Here is a 24190-nt window from a genome sequence, read left to right on the forward strand (position 1 = left end):
TTTCTGGTGATCAGACATCGTGCGAGGCACGGAGCCGGTGGGGGTCGAGGTCGGTAACGGCATAGTCTCCGTCGACGTCGAGGCCAGTGACTTCGCTGATGCTCTCGACGCGGCGGGTGGTGCCGCGGCCCTGGATGAAGACGATGATGTCCACCGCTTCGGCGATCAGCCGGCGCGGGACGGTGACAACTGCCTCTTGGATGAGCTGTTCGAGCCGGTAGAGCGCCGCCCTGCCGGAATTGGCATGAATGGTGGCGATCCCGCCGGGATGGCCCGTATTCCAGGCCTTCAGCATGTCGAGAGCTTCCACGCCGCGGACCTCGCCGACGATGATGCGGTCCGGCCGCAAGCGCAGGGTGGAGCGCACCAGATCGGCGAGGGACACCACGCCCGGCCGCGTGCGCAGCGCGACACTGTCGGGTGCGGAGCATTGCAGTTCGCGCGTGTCTTCGAGGAGAATGACCCGCTCGTCGAGCCCGGCCATCTCGGCGAGCAGGGCATTGGCGAGTGTCGTCTTGCCGGAGCTGGTGCCGCCGACGAGTAGGAGATTGCGGCGCGCGACCACCGCCTCACTCAGGAGCTTCGCCTGCGACGGCCGCATTGTGCGCTCGGCAACATAGTCACTGAGGGTGTAGACGCGCGCCGCCGGCTTCCGGATCGTGAAGCACGGTGCCAACGAAATCGGCGGCAGGATGCCTTCGAAGCGCTCTCCGGCCACACCCTCATCCCGCGGCGGCAGCTCGGCGCTGACCACTGGACTACCGGCATGGACTTCGACCCGGACATGGGAGGCGACGAGGCGGATGATCCGCTCAACCGCGGCAGCACCCAGCCGCACGCCGGTGTCGCTCCGGCCCTCGCCGAGACGGTCAAGACGCAGCGCGCCATCGGGATTGACCATGACTTCGATGACGGCCGGATCGGCAAGTGCCGCCACTATCTCCTGGCCCATGGCGGTGCGCAGCATGGCACGCCGCCGTTCCAGTGATTGGCTGGCGTGGGCTTCCGGGCGGAACGGGCCGCTCATGGTCTCTCTCCCGGCCGGCTATGGCCTTCCGGCGGCGTCGCTCCTGCCGCCGGCATATGACTGGGGGGCTGACCACCATCCCTCTCCTCCTGCCCGAAGGCGCGGCCGCCACGGGCGATGTGCCGTCCCACCTGGTCGATGAAGGCCTGGAAGCGGTCACGGCCAACGGCGCGCGCCGCCTGGTCGGGCTCGGGCAAGGGGGCGTTGATCGTGAGGTAGTAACGGATGAAGAGAGCCAGGCTCTCCAGCAAGATCTGCTGGTCGCGCTCGATGCGTGCGAGCTGGGCGCTGACACGGTCCAACCTCAGCGCGAAGCGATCATCGAGCTCCTTGGTACCGCGGCGGGTCAGCCAGGCTTGTACCGCATCGGCGAGGATTGCGGATTTGGAAGCACCGGGCTTGGCAGCGAGTGCCTCGAGCTTCTCAGCGACATCCGCGGAAAGGTAAAGCTGATGACGGGTTTTGAATTGCTTGCTCATCATCTCCCCTCAGAAATCCGGCAGGAGGTCGCGGTCGGGATTGCGATGCAGATCACCCTCGTTCATCGCATGAGCGCGATTGACGCTGCCGGCCTCCTGCACCCGGTCCATTGCCGCCTTGTCGGCGCCGATGTCGGTGTCTTCGTCGAGACCGAGGTCGACGGCCTGTTCTGTGGCGTACGACCATACCTTCCTGTCATCGGGCGAACCTGGATGGCGCTGACGCTGAAGGCCGCCTTCGTCCTCCGGAGAATCGGCGATGCCCTCATCTTTGGCGGCGGCGAGACCCAGATGCACACCGCGCACCTGGCCGCCCCAATCGTCAGGCCGAGCAGCGGGAGGGTCCAGATAGCCCTTCTCTGCCAGCGCTGGCGCCGGGGCGACGCGCCCGGTGAAATTCCGATCTTCGAAGTAGCGGAGCTTCTTCGCGCGGATCGGAGCGAGGCCCGAGACCAACACCAGCTCGTCGGCGGGCGGCAGCTGCATCACCTCGCCGGGTGTCAGCAGCGGCCGGGCCGTCTCCTGGCGGCTGACCATGACATGCCCGAGCCAAGGGGAGAGCCGATGACCTGCGTAATTGCGCTGAGCCCGCAATTCCGTGGCCGTACCAAGGGCGTCGGAGATACGCTTCGCCGTCCGCTCGTCATTGCTGCTGAAGGCAATGCGGACATGGCAGTTGTCGAGAATAGCATTGTTCTCGCCATAGGCTTTGGAAATTTGGTTCAGCGATTGCGCGATCAGATAGGCGCGGATGCCGTAGCCGGCCATGAAGGGCAGCGCCGTCTCGAAGAAATCGAGCCTGCCCAAAGCGGGGAACTCGTCCAGCATCATCAGGAGCTGGTGCTTCCGCCGCTTGGCCGGATCACCCTCGAGCCGCTCGGTCAGGCGCCGGCCGACCTGGTTCAGCACCAGGCGCACCAGCGGCTTCGTCCGGGAAATGTCCGAAGGCGGGATGACGAGATAGAGCGAGACCGGCCGCTCGGCATCCACGAGATCGCTGATCCGCCAGTCGCAGGCGGCGGTGGTCGCCGCGACCGTGGGATCACGGTAGAGACCGAGGAACGACATCGCCGTCGAGAGCACGCCGCTGCGCTCGTTCTCGGATTTGTTGAGCACCTCGCGTGCGGCGCTAGCGACGACGGGATGGACGCACGGATGCTCGGGCGTGCCGAGATGGTTGGTCCCCATCATCCGGCGCAGAGTGTGCGCAAAGCTGCGTTGCGGATCGGAGAGAAAGGTCGCGACGCGCGCCAGCGTCTTCTCCTCCTCGGCGTAGAGGACGTGGAGGATGGTGCCGACCAGGAGGGAATGACTGGTTTTCTCCCAGTGGGAGCGGCGTTCCAGCGCGCCTTCGGGATCGACCAGGATGTCGGCGATGTTCTGCACGTCGCGGACCTCGTCCGGCCCTTTGCGCACCTCCAGCAACGGGTTGTAGCGGGCGGAGCGTGGGTCGGTCGGATTGAACAGCAGAGCGTGGCTGAACCGGCTGCGCCAGCCGGAGGTCAGTTCCCAGTTCTCACCCTTGATATCGTGGATGACAGCCGAGCCCGTCCAGGACAGCAAGGTCGGGATAACCAGGCCGACACCCTTGCCGGAACGGGTTGGGGCAAAAGCCATGACATGCTCCGGACCGTCATGGCGGAGGTAATGCTTGCCCAGGCGACCGAGGAAAACGCCCGCGGCACGGAACAGGCCGGCCGCCGCGATCTCCCGGTTCGTCGCCCAGCGCGAGGATCCATAGGTCGTGACCAGCCGGGATTGCCGCGCCCGCCAGAGTGAGCCGACGATGGCGACCGCACAACCGAGCAGACCGCTCGATGCCGCGATGGCGCCCGCCTCGTTGAAGATCCGCGGGGCATAGGCGTCGTAGGAATACCACCACAGGAAAAGCTGCCAGGGCCGGTAGATTGCGCAACCGATCACCGCGAACCATGGTGCGCCGAGCTGCGCCTGGAAGCCAAGCTGGGCCGCGCACCATTCCGTGGCGAACCATACGCCCGCGATGACGATGGCAAAGACGATGAGTATCTGGCCGATGAGAAGCTTTGTCGGGGTCATGGTCGCTGTCTCCGCCGGACAGCGGCAAACGCGCATCCGGATCGCGAGACAGGACTCGGGCGAAACGCCGAAAAGAGAAATATGCTTTGTTTACGCCCAGTTAGGTTTATCTACGCTCCAGCGGCCGGGTGGATATTTGGACGTAAGAGGGCATAACTAGTTGGGCAGGCGGCGTGTGTTGGGAACACTCTCGCTTCAATCACAGACGACTGCAGCCGATTCACTTCGAGCATCTTGGTTGGGTGTAACAGAACAAATCTATGTCCGACTGGGTCAGTTGATGGGACCGTCAAATATGACGATAAGCGTGGCCCGAAATGGCCGTCGCTTCGGCCTTGTGGGATGCGCCCCTTGCTCGGGTGCCTCGCGCCGGATATCGCCCAGATGTCCGATACCTACGAAATAGCGCGGATCCAACTCCGGCAATTCCTGTCTGCCGAGCATTTCTTCTTGCTCGAACGCGCCTTACCTCGCTCCCGGTCGCTCTCCATCGGTCAATGTCCGATTGAAGCAATGACGGCATTGAAATCCGGCGGCACTCCGTCCGCCCGGCCCACCGCGCCGTCCGACTCCCGCCAGATCAGAGTCGGAGTCCCCTTGAGATGCAGCGCTGCTGCCACCTGCATGTTGCGTGCAAGAAGCGCCGGCGCATCCGGTGATGGGGTGCCCTTGAGAGAGCCGCTGGTCCGGTCCGCCACCACCTGTTCCGCCGGCTCGCCGACCATAATTTTCGCGGCCGGTGTGCTAAGACCATCATCCTCATAGTCCAGCACCGAAATGGGAATTACCGAGAGCCGACCTTTCCGGCTTGCACGTAGAGCTGAAGCTGCTGCATCGCTCGCACAGATAAGACACAGACCGGGTCGATAAACATCCACAGATGCGATGCATCGGAAGGCCCGACCGTGCCGTAGGCAGTCTCCTGAACGAGGGCCAATTGCGAAGCCGGGGGCGCCTCAGCCGCTGTGGGCGATGCCTTGGTTTCCGGTCCAAGCCGGACGGTCGGGACGGCGCCGGCGATAATCTTGACTTGGTCACGCGTTACGTCCCGGCGCGCCTGGTCCCACGTGATGCCGCCGACCACCGCCCGCGCATCCGGCGCGACATAGAAGACCTGGAAAGCGTTGCCGTTCTTCGCCAAAACCCTCCGCATCCCATGCTCCGTTCCCAGATCGAAAAGCGTCGCGCCGGCGAATGCGACGCGCTGAAGCGCGGGCACCGAGGCGATTTCGCTCTCGCGCACTGCCGGCGACTCCGGTTGTGTCGTGGCCTGCGCGCCAATTGCCGCCGGCGGAGCAATCGAAACCGCCGTTGCGCCTGGGGGCGCGTACGGAGGAATTAGAGGGGCGAGCTTTGCCGCCTGTTGCTGTGGATCGACGGCGGGCGGAACGGGAACGGACGGGGCGGTCGCGCTACTCCCGGTTCTCTGGTTGTCCACAATGGCGGCAGCCTTCTGTGGAGAGGGAGGCACCGCACAAGTCGGGCCGCTTGCGGCCACGGCCGCCACGGGATCCAAGAGTAACGTGGTCGCGAAAAGCAGGTGTCGCATAAGAAGGCTCCTTTCCTCGAAGGAGCTTCCCTCGCCTCATCGCGAACGAGGCGATCAAATTTACGTCGACAAGCCCGAACCGGAATAGTGTCCTCGGCGATGCAGCCCGGCTCCTGGCATACACGTGGGCATATGGGAGAGCCAAAGGCTCTAAGGGCCCGGGTTTGGCTTCACGTCACCGCCTCACATTCCCGCATGGATCTTAATTTTTGAGCAACAAGAGATGAAAATGTCGCTACGCGAGGGTTGCGCGACGACGGCCGCCGCTCTCCACGTCGTCGCGTTCGCTTACTTCATGATGAGGCAAGTAGCTACTCTGGTCTCAGGTGCCTAACATCCTTGGGCGTGCCCGATTCTTGAATCTACGCGATGCAAGGCTTGCACGGACGCAACGCCGGGTGCGGCGATCCACCTGGACCTTCTTAGATGTGGAGAGCGTCGTGAGGGCGTGCATCATCAGTTCAGGCATTTTAGATTGGCGGCGATGGCGAGAGGTTACCAGACACGCGGCAGAACGCGCAGTTCCCTCGAAGCTGCAAGCACAGCACGGGAAGGCAGAGCAACCCGCGTCCCAACGCGTCACCGTCGAGATCTCCACCTCATTCAATCGTGAAATCGGTCCTGCTATGTCCAAACATCTTACGACAATTCAGGCGTTTGTTCTCACGCTCTGCCTCGCGTGGACGACTAGTGCAGCGCGCGCAGCGGAGCTAGATGGCATCACGATGCCCGACCATATGGTTGTAGATGGGACACCACTCATACTCAATGGAATGGCCCTGCGCACGGCCTCGCTTCTTCGTGTGCGCGTCTATGTCGTAGGCCTCTACCTCCAACAGCCGGGCCATGACACGGAACGGATAGTCGGCTCCTCGCAGGTCAAGCTACTGCATTTCGTCTTTCTCCATGACGTCAGTGCTGCCAAGGCACGTGCATCCTGGCGGAACTCCCTTGCCCGGAACTGTCCAGCACCCTGCCGTCTACGGCCCGATGAAGTCGCACAATTCCTCGCCAGCATCCCCGCGATGCGCGCGGGTTATACTGCTGATGTCCTGTTCGTTCCTCGGAGGGTTGATTTCATCGTCAACGGGCGCAGTCTGGGGCAAGTGACCGATCCCATCTTCGCCCGCGTTATTTTGTTATGCTATATCGGACCGCAAGCAAAACCTGCGGCCGTCAGAAATGGCGTTCTTGGTCTGCGATGATCAAAGGAGGATCAATCCGAGAGGCAAAACAACGCAAGATGCTTGTACGGCGCTCCTTCTGCTGTGACGGGCGTGCCCACATGCAGGCCCTTGCCACCCATCGTCCGCAGAAGCTGCTTGAGGTGGCGGCGCAGCGGAACGAACCGGCTGCACGCAAGGAAAGACAAGTGACCCGCATTGGCACGGCTGAGCAGCAGCAGGAGGCAGCGCTCACTGCCGAGAGACGACGGAGCGGCTACCAGGCCCCTAGTGACCTGCCGCCGCCACTGGCGCGCTTGTCATGACGCAGCTAGGGGCCGTCATATCCACCGGCATCCGCGGCCAACTGGCCGAGGACAAGTGCCGGCACGACGTTGCGATCCCGTTCCGGTCTGGATACGGTGGCGCTCCATGCTTCTCGTGCGGAGTTTGTCATGCCGCCGGAGAATTCGGATAAAATGCTCAAGGTAAAGCGCCGTGCGAGCGTCCTGGTGACAGGCGCGTCCAGTGGCATTGGCAGGGACCACGGCCCTCAATCTCGCGGCCCAGGGCGTCCGGGTTTTTGCCGCCTGCCGCCGTCTCGCGGATGGAGAGGCGCTGGCGCGTGACTCTCCGGGCGGGCGGATCGTTCCAGTCGAAATGGATGTGACGCGGCCGGAAACGATCGCCCAGGCGCGAGCGTCAGTGGAGGCGGCCCTGGGGCAGGATGACCTCGATGGCCAGGTCAACAACGCTGGCGTCGGTCTTCCTGCGCCAATGGAGAACGTCAGCCTCGCCCGGGTGCGGGATGCCTTCGAGGTCAATCTGTTTGGGTAGCTTGAGGCGATCCAAGCGTTCCTGCCGCTGCTGCGCTCAAGGTCTGGCCGGATTGTCAATCTCGGCTCCGTTGGCGCGTATATCACCATACCCTTCGGCGGTGTGCTCTGCGCGACCAAGGCAGCCTTCACCTCTTTCAACGATGCGCTTCGGTTGAAGCTTCATTCCTCCGGCATTCGGGTTTGCCTGATCGAACCCGGCTCAATCAACACCCCAGCCGTCGAGAAGACCCTAGGCGGCGTCGCCGATGCCATCGCCGCCTGGCCGCCGGGCGCGGCCGAACGCTACGGCGGGATGTTTCGGAACTTCACCAGGCGCGCCGTGGCCCGCGAGAGCGCGGGCAGCCGGCCTGAGGTGGTTGCTCCGGCAATTCATCATGCCTTGACCAGCGGCCGGCCCAAGGCCTGCTATCCCGTGGGAAAGGACGCACGCCTGCTGGTGACCCTGCCGCGCGTCCTGCCAACGTCGCTGCTCGATGCGCTGCGCCGTCGCCTATTCGGCCTGTCGTCGGCAATTGGTGAAGTCTCGTCACCCGAGGGAAGAAAACAATGACCGAGGTTCTGGTTGTCGGCGCGGGACCCGTCGGGCTCACCATGGCGGCGGAGGCCGCGCGTTATGGCCTGAGTATTCGTATCATCGATAGCGCGGGGCGGGCCACAGAAACTTCCAAGGCGCTAGTGTTGTGCAGCCGCTCGCTGGAGCTAATTGACCGGATGGGTTGCACGCCAACCTTCCTGGCGGCGGGGTTCAAGGCTCATGGCGCATCGATCCGCAGCGGCGCGACGCTGCTCGGGCAGGCGCGCCTCGATGATGTCGCCAGTCCCTACAACTATGCCCTAATGATCCCCCAACGAGATACGGAGCGTCCCGTGGCTGGTCGGTTGCGATGGCGCCCACAGCACCGTCCGGCACGGCCTTGACACCGAATTTCTTGGCCAGGCCCAGGGTGACGATTGGATCCTGGGTGATGTTCGTCTTGAGGGCACCGGCGCGCCGGCTGTCGACGAGATCGCTGTCTATCTGCATCGGGACGAGGTTTTCACGGTCTTTCCCATTCCAGGTGGACGGGTGCGCGTCGTCGGCACAGTCGGCAAGACGGACCCCGCCCACCCGAGGCCCGATCCGACGCTCGGCGAGATTCAGATGCTGATCGATCAACGGACCGGTGGCGGCTTCCAGGCCTCCGATCCGGTCTGGCTCTCTATCTTTCGCGTCAATGAACGGAAGGTCTCCAGCTATCGGCAGGGGCGGGTCTTTCTCGCCGGCGACGCCGCGCATATCCATAGCCCGGCCGGCAGCCAGGGCATGAATACCGGCATGCAAGACGCGATCAACCTTGCCTGGAAGCTCGCCATGGTGATGCGGGGCGCGGCAGCGGCGACACTGCTCGACACCTATAGCCCGGAGCGCAACGCCGATGGGGAGATGATCTTGAGCAATGCGACCCGATTGACCGATATCGCAACGCTTGCTCACCCGGCGGCGCAGGTGATTCGCAACCTGGCGCTCCGCTTCATGCTCGGATTTCATGCTGTCCAGGAGCGGATCGCGGTGACGATGACCGAGACTGAGATCGCCTATACGCAAAGTGCACTCTCTGTCGGCGCCAGACATGTGCCTCACAACCTCGCCGCGGGCGCCAGGCTTGACCCGGCGCTCTATGATGGGCCACCGCCGGGTAGCGGGGATACCCCGCGTTTCGTTCTGTTTGCCGCGGACAAGTCCAGGGCCGCGAAGCTGACGGCGGCCTTTCCATCGGTTCTGGAGGCTGCCCCGCGCGCGTCGCCACAAGTGGACCGGATGCTCATCGTGCGGCTTGACGGATATATCGGGCTCTCGGCCGCCGCATCCGATTGGGCTACAGCGGAAAGCTATCTGGCGAAGCTTGTCTCCACCGGGCCAGTGATCGCGGCTTAGAACGCCTTTCAAAACCGTCCTCCCAATGCTCGCAGGCAGATGATTGAGCAGGCGATTGAGGTGACGGCGTGATGTTGTCGAGCCTGCGTTCATAGCGGATAGTGAGCCGCCTGAACTTGTTGAACCATGTGAAGCTGCGCTCGATCACCCATCGATGGGCGCCTAGCTTCTGGCTGGTGTCGACGCCGCACCGGGCGAGACGTGGCTTGATACGGCGACGCAGACAGGCTCGGCGGCAGCGCCGGTGATCATAGGCTTTGTCGGCGTGCGGCTTGTCAGGCTTGCTTTTCGGTCTGCCGCGCTTGTCCGCGATGGGCGGTACGGCGTCCAGTAGATCCTCGAAAGGTATGCTGTCGTGGACGTTGGCTCCGGTAAGCAGAAAGGCGAGCAGAATGCCACGTCGATCCGTGATCAGATGGCGTTTTGTGCTCGGCTTGCCTCGGTCGGTTGGGTTCCGACCTGTCGCGGCTCCCCCTTTTTGGCCGCAATGGACGAGCTGTCCATGCAGGCTCGGCTCCAATCGATGCGGTCTGCGTCTCGCAGTTGGCGCAGCAACTCGTGGTGCAGACGCTGCCACACCCCGGCCGCTTGCCAGTCGCGCAGTCGTCGCCAGCAGGTCACACCTGATCCGCACCCGATCTCCGCCGGCAGCATTTCTCATGGAAAGCCGGTGCGCAGCACGAACAGGATGCCGGTCAGCGCGGCACGCGACAAAACAGGTGGTCGGCCACCCTTGGGCTTGGGCGACATCGGTGGAAGCAATGGCTCGATGAGCAGCCACAGCGATTCGGGCAAGAGAGGAGCGAGCATCCCTTCTCATGAATCAGACCCGACCCGAGTACAAGGGTTTTGAAAGGCATTCTTAATACGCTCACCGCGTTGTCGTGAGGCATTCTTAATACGCTCACCGCGTTGTCGTGAGTAGTTCTGCAAACGCCAACGCCGAGATCGGCTCAGAGAAGTGACATCCCTGAAACTGATGAGGTCGTCTAATCGCCGCCGATAACCCCAAAGCGGGGGTCCTTGTTCCACGCTTACTCACAATCTGATTCCCGAAAAGTCGGCGATGCGGAACGCCGCGTCTCCGGCTTTGCGGTTCTGCGCCTTCCCGGAGCGTCAGTTTTGCGGCGCTGCTCTCCATTTCGCTATGCATATAGGCGCTTTCTCCCACCTTGAGTTCGAGCGGGCTGTAGAATTCCGTATACAGCGTGACCGTTCCTTTAATGACATAGATGAACTCCTCGCCAGCATGGGAGCTCCAGTTCTTAATATCGTTCAATGATCGCGCTTTGATCTTCATGATCAGGGGAATCATCCGCGTACGACGCAGTTCAACCGCAAGCTGCTGCTAGGTGAGTTGGGGCTGCATTGTATTCGACGGCATAGTAGAGTTGCGCGTGTTTAAGCAGTAGAGATTCGCGCATGCATCTAGATGATCGTATCAGCGCATTCCGCGCCTCGATATCGCCTAATCTTCTTGCCAGTGATGATTTCATCGACTGGCAGGTGATTAACAGGCGACTGGGTTCGAAAAAACCGGAGATTCTGCAACTGCAGGCGGTGATCGACCAAGGCCCACTGACGCAAAATGCACTAGCCGGCATGCTGCGTCGATTTCCTTCAATCTACCCGCTACTCCTCGATCTAGTCGCCTTCAACAGTTCCGACAACCAGGTCGAGAAGTGGGGATTTCCGCCTGCTGTTGGTGACGAGCCCGGTCGCATTGATTGGGTTGCCAGCCAGTTGATGCACGTTGGGGTAGACCGGATATTGGATAGTGGAGTCTCGGTCCTTTCGCTGCTCCGCGTCGCCGAGGTGCACAAGGACAGTTATCGGAGGCGCTTCCGATCAGCCGGGCAGCTTGATGACCGCACGAGGCGTGCGGTCATGGCAGCCGTTCGTCGAGCCAACTTGGAGCTGATGCAGCCGACCACTCTCAATCCAGACGCGCTCACCGATGCCTCTCTGAGACGTTCGCTCGCCTATGTTCTTGCCATCGGCAGTCGCCCGATTGCCGGCATTACAACCGCTTTTCAAAATCAATCAGGCGACCGTCAACAATACGATCTTTTAACTATATACCCCGCCCTTCAAGAGCGATTAGGCGCGGTCGGCATGCCACTCATCCTAATCACCGACGGGCAGGGACTAAAGGAAGCTTTGGAATGCACTCTCACGGCCCTTTTCGAGGGCGTGCGCTTCCCCATGACGCTGAGCGCAGCTGAAGGTGGTTCTTTGGTCGAAGCGATCATTGATGCTGCATCGCTTGAAGGAGCCAAAGACAGTTGAACGTGCAGCCGTCGATGCGTTGATCCTAGGGGGGACTGCAGTTTCAACTCGAAGTGCACGCAGAGGACCTTCATGTTGGCATTGGTCTGGCGAGGCTGGCTCTCGCCTGCTTCGCCGAGAGCCGACGGACATTGGCGCTAAAGCCGATCCAGATTGGCGAATCGATTACATGGACAAACCGGCAGTGGGTTGAGCGTGCCAGAAATCCCTCCCTGTCCTTTGAAGCTGCCCGGTCCTCGCCCTGGTTGCAGAGATGCTGGGCGTAAAGGAGCTAGAGACGGGCAGGAGTGCCAGCGGAATGCTTGCCGCATCTTAGGCTCTACCCAACCAACCGATTGCTGCCAAACTCGACCTAAGTGCCAATGGCAGTCCGTTAACGACAACATTCCAAATGACGTTTCTCAACGCTTGATAACGACCCCCCCACCCCACCTCCCGGCAGCAGTAGGACTGGGGATCAATATTCGAGCGGTAGCCAAGGCAGGGGGGCGCGTGATGGCCGCGGTTACACTGTCGCTCGTCGTGCTGGGCGCGATCAGCGTGGCCTGATCCGACTTCTTGGCGTTGCGTGACGTCAGCGGGTACCGTATTTCTATCCTGTAAGCGTCGGAGACAAATGCCTCAGTGAGGAAGCAGGGTTGGCTGCCTGCGCCGGAATAAAACTCCGTCGATGGAAACTTCCTCATGTTGAACGCAAGTCGATGGAAACTTCCTCATGTTGAACGCAAAAGGTCAAAGGATGCGAGGATGAAGGACGGAGATCTAGATGGAGCGAGCCATTACGCAGCCCGCCGACCCTCTCCTGAAGTCGTGATCTGGCAGTCTCTGTAACGTAGACGCCAGTCATGAAGCGAGCCCATTATGTTTTCGTCCAGTCTAAACCAGTATATCAAATCGCAACATCCGGAGCTGCCTAGCGCACGTCCGCTCCTTCGTTAGCGAATCACAAAATTTCGGGTTTCCGAAAGCCGAGGTCCGCGTTTTGTCTACGTGATCGCTCGTTCGGTAATGACCTGATCCATGGGGATATCGTGCGCCTGTGGGTAAATTGTTGCAATTTGAGAGTGTTCAAAACCCACGCCGACAGTTCGTGGTCGCCCCGGCGCCGCGAGCGTACGATCATAATATCCCCCCCCGTACCCTAGCCGATAATTCTGTCGATCAAAGCCTACGACCGGCACTAGCAACAAGCTGGGCGCCACGGGCTCACCCACGGCAGGGACGGGAATGTTCCATAAACCGCTCGCCATCGTGATCCCAGGCCGCCATTCACGAAAGATCAATGGTTCCGCCTTACGCACGACGACTGGGAGCGCAAGCCTTACTTTTTGAGCGTGCAGAAGTCTTATCACTCCACGCGGATCATATTCCCCCCTAAACGGCCAATAGAAGCCGATCAACGTCCCGGCTTCTATTGGCAGGACTTTCAGGAGTGCGGCGGTAATCGCTTGGCTGTGAGCGCTTCGCTCCCTTGACGAAATGGCCAGACGACGTTCGATCAGCGTGACACGCTTGGCTTTTCGCCACAAGCGAATCTCCTCCCAGTGGTGGACCGGATTGGTTGTGGGCGGCTCTTCGGGTTGAGAATTCGATATATGATCGAATTCGTGCATCATACATGCGGGCGAACTGTAGGACCGGAACTCAAACTCGTCGTCTTCAGGATCACCCTCATGATGCGCCTTGTCATTCCCGCTCATGTCCGCTCTCCTTCGTCACAACCGAACCAGCCCCACGTCCTGACCGGGACAACGCATGCAGTTCAGTATGGACCCAATCTATTTTGTGGTAACTGAGCCATGCGTCTCGCCCAACTCGTTTGATGGCGCAAGATTCTGGTAGGTGTTCCCAGACCAGAGTCATTAATCGACCGCGCTCCTGACTGCGACAAAGCACCTGTCTATCCCCGCTGGGCCTGTGACCGCGCCATCCAACGTTACCGTCAGTCTGGGCTAACAGAGCCGCAGACATTATCGATCTTATCTATTAAGAGTCAATAATAGCCAATCAGCCGTGAACATTGCGACATTAGAGATGCGGCCGCCGGCTACCTTTGGACTCAGGCAAAATCCGGTCGGCTCAGGCCGTTGCGAGCCCAGCACCAGCATGGTATTTGACGTTCACCCTATAGCCTTTGTCTTACTCTGGCGTTGGGCCCGTCCTAGCAGTTCCTGGAACAGCGCCTCAAGATCATCGCGGCTGATGTCAACGGCTTCTCCATAATCCGCTAGCACCTCATCGAGTTCGGTGGGATCGAGAGAGAGCTGCGCGATCGGCGGATGCGGATGGGCTGGAACGTGTGCATGGTGCGGGTAGGAACGGCCAGTAGCATTGTTGTAGGCAATAGCCGTTATCGCAAGCAGAAACGAATTAAGGCCGACAGGCACCATTACGAAACTATAACCGAGCGCTGCGACATGTGGACTACCCAGCACAGCAGTGAGTGCAACTGCGCCGCTTGGCGGATGAACACAGCGCAGCAATGACATTGCTGTGAAGGAAAAGCCGACTGCCACCGCGGCCGCGATGACAGGAGATGCAATCCAGTGAGCTGCGGTTACTCCGATTAGCGCGGCGACAAGATTGCCCCCAATGATCGACCAGGGTTGGGCAAGTGGGCTTGCCGGCACGCCGAAAAGCAGCACAGCAGATGCGCCCATCGGCGCAATCAACAATGGCAGACCATTCGTCGAACCGAGCCATGCCGTGCAGATGGAACCGGTGAGCAAAATGCCCAAAAAAGCACCGATCCCCCCGCGCAGACGTTCGCTATAGCTTGTCGATAGCGGATATGGCAGGAAGCGACGCCATAAATTCATCGATTTGCCGGCAGATGAACGTATGGGACTCTATGAAGAATCAAAGCATCGAACAGACAATAGATGATTCCACATACGATTATGGCGACGATGACAATGGTGACCAGCATCAAGGCCAATCCAGCCGCGTAAAATATTGTTTCAAAAATTTTGTGCAGGTGGTCCTCTCCACGATCAGGCTGACTCGACTTGCCAAAATCAATTTTTAACAATTTCATAGCGATTAAATCCCGTTCGTTCCACGAGGGAGTAGCGCGCGACTGCTGGCATCGTCCGTTAGTTTCTCAACGACGATCGGCATTTCATCGGATAAAGGTTCTTTGTTTGACGTTCTTTTGTGGCGACGTCGGAAAAGCGTCCCGCGGCTGGTCTCAGCCTCGAATTCCCGCCAGCGCAGCTTGATGAGATCACCTCGCGAAACGATTCCGAGCAATGCGCGTGTTTCGGGGTCGATGACGGGCATCCTTGGCGCCTGCTGAGCCATCATTCTTACAGCAATTGTCGCGATTGTCTCGTCGAGCAATGCCGTGGGCACCTCGCTACCCATCAAAATGTCAGAGATGAGATCGGTGCGAGGTATCTGTGCGCCGATCCACCCCAATATGTCGGCACGCGAGACTAAACCAACAAGCCGCCTTTCGGCGTCCACCACTGGATAGGCGCGATGCCGGTGTTTGGGCTCTAGGAAGAAGTCGATCGCCTCACCTACCGTGATGCCCGCATGCAAGGTTTCGACAGGCGTTGCCATGATCTCCCGCACACGCACCAACGAGGCCAGATCGACGCTATATTCGCGGGTGACATGGTGTCCGCGGCGGGCCAGTTTTTCCGTCAGGATCGAGCGCTTCATCACCAGCACCGTGACGGCATAGCTCCCCATGCTGGCGGCGATGACAGGCAACAGGACGCTGTGGTTCCCCGTCAATTCCACCGCAAACAGGGTGGCTGTCAGCGGCGCCCGCATGGTTCCGCCCATCATCGCCGCCATGCCGAGGACCGACCAGAAACCCGGTGCGGCAGCGGGCAGCCACGGTGCCAACACGGCCCCTAGCCCACCGCCGATGATCAACAGCGGGGCGAGAACGCCGCCAGACGTACCGGACCCTAATGCCACCGACCATATGACGGATTTCACGGTCAGAAGCCGGAGCGCGGATAGTCCCGTCAATCCACCCGCAAGCATATGCGCAATATTGGGATAGCCAACCCCAAGCGCGCGGGGGTCGATCAGTCCGCCGATGCCGACAACAAGGCCACCGATGGCCGGCCACCACATCCAATGCAGCTTCAGGCGCGCGAACCAATCCTCCGCAGCATAGACCATGACTGTGAGCAGCGCCGAGCCTAAGCCCGCAATGAGACCCAGGCCAACCCACCCCAAGCCATGAATAGGATCGACAGTCACATTGCCCGTGAACGGAAATAAAGGTGTCGCCGTCAGCACGTATTGGCGCTCGAGGGAAGCGGTGATGCAGGCGACAGCCACGGGCAGAAAGCTCCGTGGCTTGAGTTCAAACAGGAGCAGCTCGACAGCGAGAAGCATGGCCGCGACCGGCGTGCCAAACACGGCGGTCATGCCCGCACAGGCACCCGCCACCAGCAGAGTCTTGCGCTCCATATCGGTTAGCGAAAACAGCTGCGCGAAGAGGGAGCCAATGGCGCCGCCAGTCATAATGATTGGCCCCTCGGCGCCGAATGGGCCGCCCGTGCCGATCGAGATTGCCGAGGAAATCGGCTTTAGGATGGCAACCTTCAGCCCCATCCGAGAGCCACCCAGAATGATGGCCTCCAGCGCCTCCGGGATTCCGTGGCCACGGATTTTCTCGCTGCCGTACCGTGCCATTAAGCCGATGGCGAGGCCACCGATCGCAGGCACCGCGACGGTCCATAGTGGCAGGTGGGCGGAGGCTGCGCCCGTCATCGCAAGATGACCAAAATACGCGGCAGAGGTCACCATACCGATGAGATGGAGGAGCGCCCACCCAGCGGCAACACCGCCGGTGCCCGCCACGACGCCCATCGCGGCGATGGCCAATACCCGAGGCTCTGTGGTGAAATCCCCCAATTTTTCCAGAAGTCCGTGTCTGTCACCGGAACGCGTCGTGCCCATTGCCACCTCAGTTGAAAGCGGGCCGGGTATATATCGTATCACGATATAATCAAGTGTCTAATCCAGTTTAGCGAGCAGCTCGATCAGCAAGGGGCGAAGTGCACGCAACTCATCTCGATGCGTGACGGACAGCGTCAAAAGTGCCACTTCGGCGGTTTGCGTCAGACATAGCTTCATTATGCGCCGATCCCTCGCGTCGGGCTCGCGGCTCACGAGGCCTAGTGCCACCAGCCTGTCCGCCAATTCACTCGCGCTATGAGGTTGGATGACCAAATACTCGGCCAGCTCACCGATCGAGATGGCAGCCTCCTTTGCGGCCCGGATGGCGAGCAGAGCCTGGTGCTGCTGCGGCGTCAGACCGGCGGACTTGGCCGCGGTCTCACTGAAATGCGTGAAACGTCGCAGCGCGGTCCGAAACGCCGCAAGGGTCTGATAATCTTCATCGGTGAGCTGATGGGTGGGCTTTTGTCGTTTCGTCATGCTCTATGATATCGCGCAGCCAAGCGCGAGCACCATACCGGGCGGCCTTTACTGGGCCGCCGAGTACAGCAGTCATCCTTAGTCCAGCGCTTCCGCCGGGCCGAAAAACTCAAAATGGGCTCGATGACCAGGCACGCCGAGCGCGGCAAGGCTACGCTTGATGAACGCCATAAAGGGTTTTGGTCCAAGAAAGTAGACATCGCAATCGAGATTAGCGGGTAGCCAGCGTTGCAAATGATCGATGGCAGGCCTGCCAAACGCGTGCGCGTCGCTGCCATCGGTCGCCTTGCCATGCTCGTAAACGATGAAGCGACGGAGCTGCGGATAGAGCTCTGCCCAACCTTGCAGCGTCGTCGCGAAGGCATGTGCTTCCCTGGTACGGGCATAATGCAGGAAGGTCACCTCGCGACCGCCCTTGGCAAGCGCCGCTTCCGCCATTGCAAGGGTAGGCGTAATGCCCACACCGCCGCTAATCAGAACCAGCGGACTGGTGCCCTCTCGAAGAGTGAATTCGCCGGCCGGCGGAAATACATCCAGCAAACTGCCCTCATCAACCCGGTCATGCAGGAAGTTCGATACCAAGCCGCCACTTTCTCGCTTCACGCTGATCCTATAGCTGCGCCCGTTCGCGGCCGCAGACAGCGAATAGTTGCGCCGCACTTCCTGTCCATCGGGCACCAGCCGCAGGCCGAGATATTGGCCAGGTATGAAATCCAGAACCGGCTGGCCGTCCACCGGTTCAAGGTGGAAAGAGGTGATCTCGGCACTCTCTGGAACCTTGCGGGTGACACGGAAGACCCGAGCGCCGCGCCAGCCGCCCGGGTCTTTGGCGCGCTTGTCATACGCTTCCGCCTCCGCGCCGATCAGAACATCGGCTAACTGCTGATAGGCGGCTGCCCAGGCTCCGATCACCGCCTCCGTGGCCGTCTCCGAGCCCAACACCTCACGGATCGCGCGCAGCAGGCAAGCGCCAACGACAGGGTAATGCTCCGGCAACACCTGCAACGACACATGTTTGTTCACGATCTGTGTCGCCAGCGGACCAAGCTCCTGCAGACGGTCGATATTCTTGGCGTACATCAGCACCCCATTTGCCAGGGCACGAGGCTGGGCACCGCTCGCCTGATGCGCCTGGTTGAACAATGGCCGCACCTGCGGATACTCGCCCAGCATGATTTTATAAAAATGCGCGGTCAGTGCCTCGCCGCCAGTTTCCAGTATAGGAACAGTAGCCTTGATGATGGCAGTTTGATCGGCTGTAAGCATGAGGTATCTCCTGCTGGGTTGTAGTCAAGGTACCTGACCGGATCCGCGCGACTTGCCCATCCGTGTCCATCACGCCGGACACGGGCAGGAACGCGGCCGATATTTCTGAAATCAGCAGCCTGCAGGCGGGATGGAAGCGAGGGGTGAACCTCCGGAGGGATGTAGGGAAAGCAGGTCACCTGCAGACCGTGGGCAGCGCGGCGGTCTCGGTGATGAGTGCTATCCGCCGCTTCCGACGGCAGGCGCTGCTCCGGGCTATTTTCCCAAAAATTTCAGCGAGCGCCCGAACATCTCCGGCGAAGGTTCCGTTTGATCGCGTAGACGGACGCGTAAAGGCTGATGCTTGTACCGGCCTCTCGCGTGCCTCACCGAAGACCAGAAGCTGGCCAGTCGCTCAACACGGGTGGGCCAATCCACGATTGCCCGGCTGAATAGCGGCCCGAGCAATGGATTGGCGCGCACATCACTATCAAAATGGCTGACAAACAGCGCTAGGTGGCGTTCGTGGGAACCTTCGGCAATTTGCATGGCATTCGACTCTAAAAGCGGTATTGTGGTTACCTATTTATTGCACGGGATAAAAACATGCAAGTGCGATGCATATATGGAGTTGCCGGTGCGGCTGACCCGATACACTGACTTTGCGATCCGGGTGATGCTCTATCTAGCGGCGCATGAGGGCCGGCTTTGTTCGATTGGCGAGATCGCCAAGGCGCATGACATTTCGCAGAACCATTTGATGAAAGTGGCGAGCGACTTAGCCGGGTCCGGCTATGTGCAAAGCCTACGTGGTCGCGGCGGCGGCCTTCGCCTTGGCCGTCCCGCGAATGAGATCAACATCGGCCAAATGATCCGCCATACGGAAGGCAAGGTTGATCTCGTCGGATGCGGAGAGTGCGCTCTAGCCCCTGCTTGCGGCATGGTTTGCGCCTTTAGAGATGCTGTCGAAACGTTCTTTGGAACACTGGAACGATATAGTTTGGCTGATATTATGGCGACAGGCCACCCAGACCGCCTGCGCCAAATCCTGGCCGCTGAAACACAACCATCCGGGCTCCTTCAGTCGATCTAGGCCGAAGCTAGTTCAGGCAGCTGCAGTCGCGGCAGCGACTGATTGCCGTGGAGATACTGAGCAATCCTTGTTGACGAGTCTCCGACTATTAGTCGGATGCTTCGTTGAGATTCGTTTCAATTCCATTCGAATTCGAAGGTGGCGAATGATGACCCTACGGCGTACTTTCGATTTGCGCACAAAGCGGGCCTATGATCCGCCTGCAGAAAGCGACGGTGCGCGTGTATTAGTCGATCGCCTTTGGCCGCGCGGTCTGCGGAAGGATAAAGCTGAGTTGAGCGTGTGGCTGAAGGAGGTGGCTCCCAGCCCGGAGCTGCGCAAATGGTTCGGTCACGATCCGGCGCGTTGGGACGAGTTCAGTGATCGCTACCGAGCCGAACTCGCCGGCAACTGTGACGCGCACGACGCTGTGGCAAGGCTTGCCGAATTGCTGAAGCGGAGGCATGTAACCCTCCTATATGCCGCCCATGATACCGCGCATAATCACGCGCTCGTACTGGCTGCATATCTGTGTGACCATCTGAAAGACGAATATGACCGCAGCGCTCCATAGACTTGCTTGCGATCTGTTTAGCGGCACCCATGGAGCAGGCGTTTCGGAACCTACCATGCAAAGCCCTGAGGCAAATTGCGGAACAAGCGAGAGTCGTGAGCGCGTGGTGAATATCGCGATAACGTTCGCAATGGATGGCAGATCGCCGGAGACGACTGAGCCAGGCGAGGCCTTGTTCGAACCGAAGAAAATAACAAACGCCGCCGCCTGACGTCAGAAGGCAATGGTCCGGCAGCCTCCCCGTCCCGTTCATCGGCGAGCTGCCAGTCGCAATCTGCATGGACGTGAACCACGCGACCGTCTTCCGGCTCGTGCCGGACTACGTGCCGCACGCCGTCGACCGGGCTTGGGGCTGGATCGGCGGCCGTGACTCATTCGGCGGCATCGCAGTACCGCCATTGCCTGGATATTTCGGGGGCGCCATGGGGGGAATGCGGCTATGCGAACAGCTTGTGATCTATATTAGGCTCGCCATTCTCAGCCTCGTACTAATAGGCGTCCCTCCTCTCACGCTCCGCCGGCGGCCCCAAAAAGTGCCGATACCACATGAGGCTGTTCATTCGCATTTAGTCTAGCGAACGATTCAATCCGCTACCGGTATCATCGGAGGTGGCCGTCATAAGCGCATGTCGGCGAGGGTGTTTTGATCGAGCGAGAAGGCGAACGCTTCCTTCGCCCTGATCAAAGCGCCTCGCAGCCGACAGGACGGTAGCAGCCGGCAGCTTCCGCCGTCAGCGCGAAAGCATTCCACAAGCGCTTGATCCCGGGCGAGGTAGCGAACAACCTCGCCAAGCCGGATCTGCTCCGGCGGATGCGCCAGGATCACTCCGCCCGCCGCGCCTCGAACGCTCGCAAGATAACCGCCTGCCACAAGATCGAACAGGATCTTCGCGAGGTGATGGCGGGAGATGCCGAGACGATCCGAGAGCACGGTCGCCGACTGTACCCTCGCTGGTTCGGCGGCGAGTAGCATCAACGCTCGCAGACCATAATCCGTATAATTGGTGAGCATCATTGCGATGGCTTAGCGGAAGAATTACGTATTGACAATGCGTAATTTTAGCCGCAAATAGGTATTTGAAATACGTTATTTAGACGCGGCATGCACAAATTGCCACACGGAGCTGTCAATGCAGGATGTTGGAATTGACGAGCTAATGATCGAACGTCAGGTGCATGGCTTCTACGCAGCCGCACGGCATGACCCACTCATCGGCCCGATCTTCGAAGCCAAGATTGCGGACTGGGACCGCCATCTTGCTCGCATGTGCGCCTTCTGGTCTTCGGTGGCGCTGATGAGTGGCCACTATAGCGGCACACCGATGCAGGCGCACGCGCCGCTGCCAATCGCGGATGAGCATTTCGAGCGTTGGCTTGAACTATGGACAGCTACCGCGCGAGCTCAATGCCCGCCACCCGCCGCGGAACGGTTTGCCCTGCTCGCCCGCCGCATCGCCCAGAGCCTCTCGCATGGCGTTGCCGTCCATCGCGGCGAGTTACCGGAACGCCCGCTCGACACCACGGAGGTCGCCGATGTCTGACTCTACCACCCTACTCTCTGCTCGGATTGGCGATATTGCTGCGCGGCGACCCGGAGCCGCCACTGTGTTTCAGAATTTCGGCTTCGATTTCTGCTGCGGTGGCGATCGCACTCTTTCAGAGGTGATCGACGCGGCCCACGCGCTACCGGCACCCGTTCTCGGCGCACTTGCTGCTGCCGCACCCGCGGCTGGAGCAGGGGGCGAGACCTGGGCGGATGCGCCGGCGAGCTTGCTGATCGAACATATCAAAAGCCGCTACCACGCCCTACATCTCCAGGAAATACCGCAACTGCGCGATCTTGCGACGAAGGTGGAAGTCGTGCACCGGGATAATCCGAACGTCCTGTCCGGTCTCGCCGTTCTTCTCGCGCGGTTGCTCGCTGAAATACGGGTTCATCAGCAACGGGAAGAGGTCGTCCTGTTTCCCTTGCTACTCCGAGGCGACGGGTCGATGGCCGCGAGCGCCATCCAGATCATGCGTGCCGAGCACGACGATCACGGGGCCGCACTCGCGCTGATCGACAAGATCACGCATAATCGCAGCGTGCCTGCCGAAGTCTGCGCAACTTGGCGCGGCCTTTACCTGGGTCTCACGAGGTTGCGCATGGATCTGACGATGCACGTGCATCTCGAAAACAATATTTTGTTCCCGCGATATGAACATGCGGAAGAGGTACGGCGATGACCACGCGGTATCAGGATGCGATCGATGACAAGCGTCTCGACGGAGCAGCTCGAAGGCTACTCGACCTATTGGCGCACCCCACCCCGATCTCTCCGGATGATCTTGCGATAGCCATCGTGCGGGAGATGTTCTGTTCCTGCGTTTCTGATGAACCCGACGCATCGCAGGGGCATCTCGCCTCGATTCATACAGCGATCGCCGCGGAGGTCGTCGCACGGGCGCAGAGTTTCGCCGATGCGGGGCCCCCGGCTGGAGACGACGACCGCCGTATCGACATCGCCTCCCAAGATTCGTTCCCCGCCAGCGATCCGCCATCCTGGATCTACGCCTCCTGACCCCGAACAAGATCTAAAAAGATCATGACCTATGTCGTCACCGAGAACTGCATCAAGTGCAAGTATATGGATTGCGTCGAGGTTTGCCCCGTCGATTGCTTCTATGTCGGGGAGAACATGCTGGTGATTCATCCCGACGAGTGCATCGATTGCGGCGTGTGCGAGCCGGAGTGTCCGGCCGAAGCGATTGTGCCTGATGCAGATGCCAAGGCGGCGACCTGGATCGAGAAGAACCGCGAGCTCGCAGCAAAGTGGCCTAACATCACCCGCAAAGGTACGCCGCCGGCGGACGCCGACACATGGAAGGACAAGCCGGGCAAGACCGAATTGATCTCGCTGGAACCCGGCGTGCCATGACGATACCAGCGTTGGTGTCGGCCTACCGCGACGTGCTCGCACTGCATGTTTTCTCGGTGATCGTCTGGATGGCAGGAATGCTTATGTTGCCCGTTATCTATTTGCGTCATCGCGATCTTCCCGTTACCAGCGAAGGGGCGGAGAGCTTCGTCACCCTTGAGCGGCAGATATTCAAGCGCATGGTCAACCCGGCAATGTATGCGGCGTGGGGCTTCGGCATCCTTCTAATCCTTACGCCCGGCGCCATCTCCTGGAACGCACCGTGGTGGCTCATCAAATTCGCGACCGTAGTCATGCTTTCCTGGTATCATGGCATCCTTTCTATCTGGCGGCGCCGGCTGCGCAACGGCCGGGTGCCTTCCGCCGCCGTACTCCGCCTCGGTATCGCCGCGCCACTCGTCTTTGCCGCAATGATCGTCACGATGGTGATGATACAACCTTAGCTTGGACTTGCTTCGAGCACGCGGATGGCTCCTGATACAGGGAGAGGAGATTTGGGTATGAAGCAGAAGCGGTTCACGTTGGAGCCCGAGGAAGAGATTCGACCGACAAGCGCTTAAGGGTGCACTTCCTCAACATGCTACGAAGCGCGAGATCGGGCTGCTCTTTTGTGTGCCGCGAGAAGGCGCTCCCCTTGATGTAAGAGTTGGGCACGTCCAGTCTCATTCAGGCAGCGATATAACGTCAGCAGGGTTCGCTCATCGGCTATCGTCGCGCCACCGTGGAGCTCGTCAGGCGATCCTTCCAGTAGAAAGGTCACTGATACGCTCAGCACTTGCGCGATTTGATAAAAGTGGACGCTCCGCAACCCTGCTCGGGCCGTCTCCCATTGCGCGACAGCGCTCCGCGAAACGCCCACACGCTGCGCCACCTCCCCCTGCGTAAGCCCCATTCCCTTGCGTCTGCGCCGAATTCGAGCAGCGATCTGTTCGGCTTGCGTCTGCTGGCCAGACTCCGGCGAGCCTTGCCGGCAATCCAAATCCGTGACGCCGAGGTCTTTCACAGCTAAGAGCGCCTCAGAATTGTTGGTAGTAAAAATAACGGGCGATACATTGCCACAAGGCAACAGTCACTAAAGACGGAGTCAATTAAGTTAATTCTTTGTTAGCAAATCTTCTCATCTAGCTCAAGTTGAACCGTTGCATCGGTACGCACCAGGGCAACACGATTCTTCCTGCACCGTGATCTCGGTGGTCTCCGGATAGATCCGATACTCGGGTTTAAACGGTTCAGGCCGGCGACGATCGCGATTGCCTGCAATGAGTTATTGCGCCGGCTCCAGAAGGTTTAGTCTACCCTTGGGAGACCAGGCCTAAACGCTAGCAGTATGCCTGTCGTCTGGAACGCGGTGTTGGCAGCGTAATAAAGTTCGAATAGCCGAGGGGAGCGCTTGTCGCCGCTTTATTTGCATCAAATCCGCCACCCACATACGGCGTTAACCCCGTATCGTTATCTCCACTGTGGACGATCGGCGCCCGACCCTAGGAAGAGACCGGCCTTGGCTTCGGCGATAGTCAACCAAAGAAGCTCTGGCTGGACGACTGACCGGGGGGCCACGGGCACAATTTCCTCAGGCTCCACGACCGTCGGATCAGTCAAATTGAGCGAAACTCGAGAATATTTCCTGCCCCTCGAGAACGGCCGATCGAGGCA

23 protein-coding genes and 3 pseudogenes are annotated in these 24190 nt (G+C 60.2%); 12 read left to right on the plus strand and 14 right to left on the minus strand.

Going from position 1 to position 24190, the window contains the following annotated elements; translation table 11 throughout:
* Nucleotides 1-10: 10 nt before the first annotated feature.
* The 5 genes from trbB to VL752_RS07045 form a co-directional block, all read right to left on the minus strand.
* Complete coding sequence (gene trbB, locus VL752_RS07025) at nucleotides 11-1027, minus strand: P-type conjugative transfer ATPase TrbB (RefSeq protein WP_325353540.1); 1017 nt, start codon at nucleotides 1025-1027, stop codon at nucleotides 11-13.
* On the minus strand, nucleotides 1024-1509 hold the full coding sequence (locus tag VL752_RS07030) for a ribbon-helix-helix domain-containing protein (protein WP_325353542.1): 486 nt from the start codon (nucleotides 1507-1509) through the stop codon (nucleotides 1024-1026). Before VL752_RS07030 ends, trbB begins: the two co-directional genes overlap by 4 nt.
* Before the next feature lie 6 nt (nucleotides 1510-1515).
* Complete coding sequence (locus VL752_RS07035; protein WP_325353544.1) at nucleotides 1516-3564, minus strand: conjugal transfer protein TraG; 2049 nt, start codon at nucleotides 3562-3564, stop codon at nucleotides 1516-1518.
* A 494-nt stretch (nucleotides 3565-4058) separates the two neighbouring features.
* A complete protein-coding gene (locus VL752_RS07040) occupies nucleotides 4059-4289 on the minus strand; it encodes a hypothetical protein (protein ID WP_325353546.1) in 231 nt (76 codons plus the stop codon).
* 59 nt (nucleotides 4290-4348) lie between these two features.
* Nucleotides 4349-5113: a hypothetical protein gene (locus VL752_RS07045; RefSeq protein WP_325353548.1), complete on the minus strand. Its 765-nt coding sequence runs from the start codon at nucleotides 5111-5113 to the stop codon at nucleotides 4349-4351.
* A 626-nt stretch (nucleotides 5114-5739) separates the two neighbouring features.
* On the opposite strand from VL752_RS07045, the gene VL752_RS07050 reads away from it, so the two are divergent.
* From VL752_RS07050 to VL752_RS07065, 4 genes and pseudogenes are all read left to right on the plus strand, one after another.
* Entirely contained in the window at nucleotides 5740-6318 is a 579-nt protein-coding gene (locus VL752_RS07050) for a chalcone isomerase family protein (protein ID WP_325353550.1), read from the plus strand.
* A gap of 80 nt (nucleotides 6319-6398) precedes the next feature.
* Nucleotides 6399-6602, plus strand: a complete 204-nt coding sequence (locus VL752_RS07055) for a hypothetical protein (RefSeq protein ID WP_325353552.1) — start codon at nucleotides 6399-6401, stop codon at nucleotides 6600-6602.
* Between the two features lie 202 nt (nucleotides 6603-6804).
* Nucleotides 6805-7665, plus strand: a pseudogene (locus VL752_RS07060) (SDR family NAD(P)-dependent oxidoreductase).
* Nucleotides 7662-9030, plus strand: a pseudogene (locus VL752_RS07065) (FAD-dependent monooxygenase). Before VL752_RS07060 ends, VL752_RS07065 begins: the two co-directional pseudogenes overlap by 4 nt.
* A gap of 8 nt (nucleotides 9031-9038) precedes the next feature.
* On the opposite strand, the pseudogene VL752_RS07070 reads toward VL752_RS07065, so the two are convergent.
* Nucleotides 9039-9840, minus strand: a pseudogene (locus VL752_RS07070) (IS5 family transposase).
* A 94-nt stretch (nucleotides 9841-9934) separates the two neighbouring features.
* Complete coding sequence (locus VL752_RS07075) at nucleotides 9935-10330, minus strand: cupin domain-containing protein (RefSeq protein WP_325353554.1); 396 nt, start codon at nucleotides 10328-10330, stop codon at nucleotides 9935-9937.
* A gap of 122 nt (nucleotides 10331-10452) precedes the next feature.
* Here VL752_RS07075 and VL752_RS07080 point away from each other — a divergent pair, with 122 nt between their 5' ends.
* On the plus strand, nucleotides 10453-11319 hold the full coding sequence (locus tag VL752_RS07080) for a hypothetical protein (protein WP_325353556.1): 867 nt from the start codon (nucleotides 10453-10455) through the stop codon (nucleotides 11317-11319).
* Nucleotides 11320-12305: 986 nt separating this feature from the next.
* On the opposite strand, the gene VL752_RS07085 is transcribed toward VL752_RS07080, so the two are convergent.
* The 5 genes from VL752_RS07085 to hmpA all read right to left on the minus strand — a co-directional run bounded on the left by VL752_RS07085 (nucleotide 12306) and on the right by hmpA (nucleotide 17994).
* The gene (locus VL752_RS07085; RefSeq protein WP_325353558.1) at nucleotides 12306-13019 is read right to left on the minus strand and encodes a 5-formyltetrahydrofolate cyclo-ligase; all 714 of its coding nucleotides are present in this window, start codon (nucleotides 13017-13019) and stop codon (nucleotides 12306-12308) included.
* A gap of 420 nt (nucleotides 13020-13439) precedes the next feature.
* Nucleotides 13440-14138 (minus strand): HPP family protein, encoded by a 699-nt coding sequence (locus VL752_RS07090; RefSeq protein WP_325353560.1) that lies wholly within the window; start codon nucleotides 14136-14138, stop codon nucleotides 13440-13442.
* A 223-nt stretch (nucleotides 14139-14361) separates the two neighbouring features.
* Nucleotides 14362-16248, minus strand: a complete 1887-nt coding sequence (locus VL752_RS07095; RefSeq protein WP_325353562.1) for a chloride channel protein — start codon at nucleotides 16246-16248, stop codon at nucleotides 14362-14364.
* Nucleotides 16249-16305: 57 nt separating this feature from the next.
* Complete coding sequence (locus tag VL752_RS07100) at nucleotides 16306-16728, minus strand: MarR family winged helix-turn-helix transcriptional regulator (protein ID WP_325353564.1); 423 nt, start codon at nucleotides 16726-16728, stop codon at nucleotides 16306-16308.
* Between the two features lie 78 nt (nucleotides 16729-16806).
* Nucleotides 16807-17994 (minus strand): NO-inducible flavohemoprotein, encoded by a 1188-nt coding sequence (hmpA, locus tag VL752_RS07105; protein WP_325353566.1) that lies wholly within the window; start codon nucleotides 17992-17994, stop codon nucleotides 16807-16809.
* A gap of 526 nt (nucleotides 17995-18520) precedes the next feature.
* Between hmpA and VL752_RS07110 the strand changes: the two genes are divergently transcribed.
* Both VL752_RS07110 and VL752_RS07115 read left to right on the plus strand, forming a co-directional pair.
* Nucleotides 18521-19066 carry an RrF2 family transcriptional regulator gene (locus VL752_RS07110; RefSeq protein ID WP_325353568.1) on the plus strand — a complete coding sequence of 182 codons (546 nt, stop codon included), beginning with the start codon at nucleotides 18521-18523 and terminating at the stop codon, nucleotides 19064-19066.
* Nucleotides 19067-19214: 148 nt separating this feature from the next.
* Nucleotides 19215-19619 (plus strand): DUF488 domain-containing protein, encoded by a 405-nt coding sequence (locus VL752_RS07115; RefSeq protein ID WP_325353637.1) that lies wholly within the window; start codon nucleotides 19215-19217, stop codon nucleotides 19617-19619.
* Between the two features lie 616 nt (nucleotides 19620-20235).
* Here VL752_RS07115 and VL752_RS07125 read toward each other — a convergent pair.
* Nucleotides 20236-20634, minus strand: a complete 399-nt coding sequence (locus tag VL752_RS07125; protein WP_325353570.1) for an RrF2 family transcriptional regulator — start codon at nucleotides 20632-20634, stop codon at nucleotides 20236-20238.
* 115 nt (nucleotides 20635-20749) lie between these two features.
* Here VL752_RS07125 and VL752_RS07130 point away from each other — a divergent pair, with 115 nt between their 5' ends.
* Genes VL752_RS07130 through VL752_RS07150 form a run of 5 tightly spaced genes read left to right on the plus strand, consistent with a single transcriptional unit; the run spans nucleotide 20750 to nucleotide 22980 of the window.
* Nucleotides 20750-21160, plus strand: coding sequence for a group III truncated hemoglobin (locus VL752_RS07130; protein ID WP_325353572.1), 411 nt, complete (start codon nucleotides 20750-20752; stop codon nucleotides 21158-21160).
* Entirely contained in the window at nucleotides 21090-21845 is a 756-nt protein-coding gene (locus VL752_RS07135) for a DUF542 domain-containing protein (RefSeq protein WP_325353574.1), read from the plus strand. Before VL752_RS07130 ends, VL752_RS07135 begins: the two co-directional genes overlap by 71 nt.
* Nucleotides 21842-22180, plus strand: coding sequence for a hypothetical protein (locus VL752_RS07140; protein ID WP_325353576.1), 339 nt, complete (start codon nucleotides 21842-21844; stop codon nucleotides 22178-22180). The genes VL752_RS07135 and VL752_RS07140 overlap by 4 nt, the downstream gene beginning before the upstream one ends.
* Nucleotides 22181-22204: 24 nt before the next feature.
* Nucleotides 22205-22537 (plus strand): ferredoxin FdxA, encoded by a 333-nt coding sequence (gene fdxA / locus VL752_RS07145; protein WP_325353579.1) that lies wholly within the window; start codon nucleotides 22205-22207, stop codon nucleotides 22535-22537.
* A complete protein-coding gene (locus VL752_RS07150; RefSeq protein WP_325353581.1) occupies nucleotides 22534-22980 on the plus strand; it encodes a CopD family protein in 447 nt (148 codons plus the stop codon). The genes fdxA and VL752_RS07150 overlap by 4 nt, the downstream gene beginning before the upstream one ends.
* Nucleotides 22981-23117: 137 nt before the next feature.
* Here the strand turns inward: VL752_RS07150 and VL752_RS22255 are convergent, their stop codons facing one another.
* Entirely contained in the window at nucleotides 23118-23540 is a 423-nt protein-coding gene (locus VL752_RS22255) for a helix-turn-helix domain-containing protein (RefSeq protein ID WP_408863071.1), read from the minus strand.
* Nucleotides 23541-24190: the final 650 nt, after the last annotated feature.

Origin of the sequence: Acidisoma sp., assembly GCF_035492295.1 — a bacterium.
Taxonomy (GTDB): Bacteria; Pseudomonadota; Alphaproteobacteria; order Acetobacterales; family Acetobacteraceae; genus Acidisoma.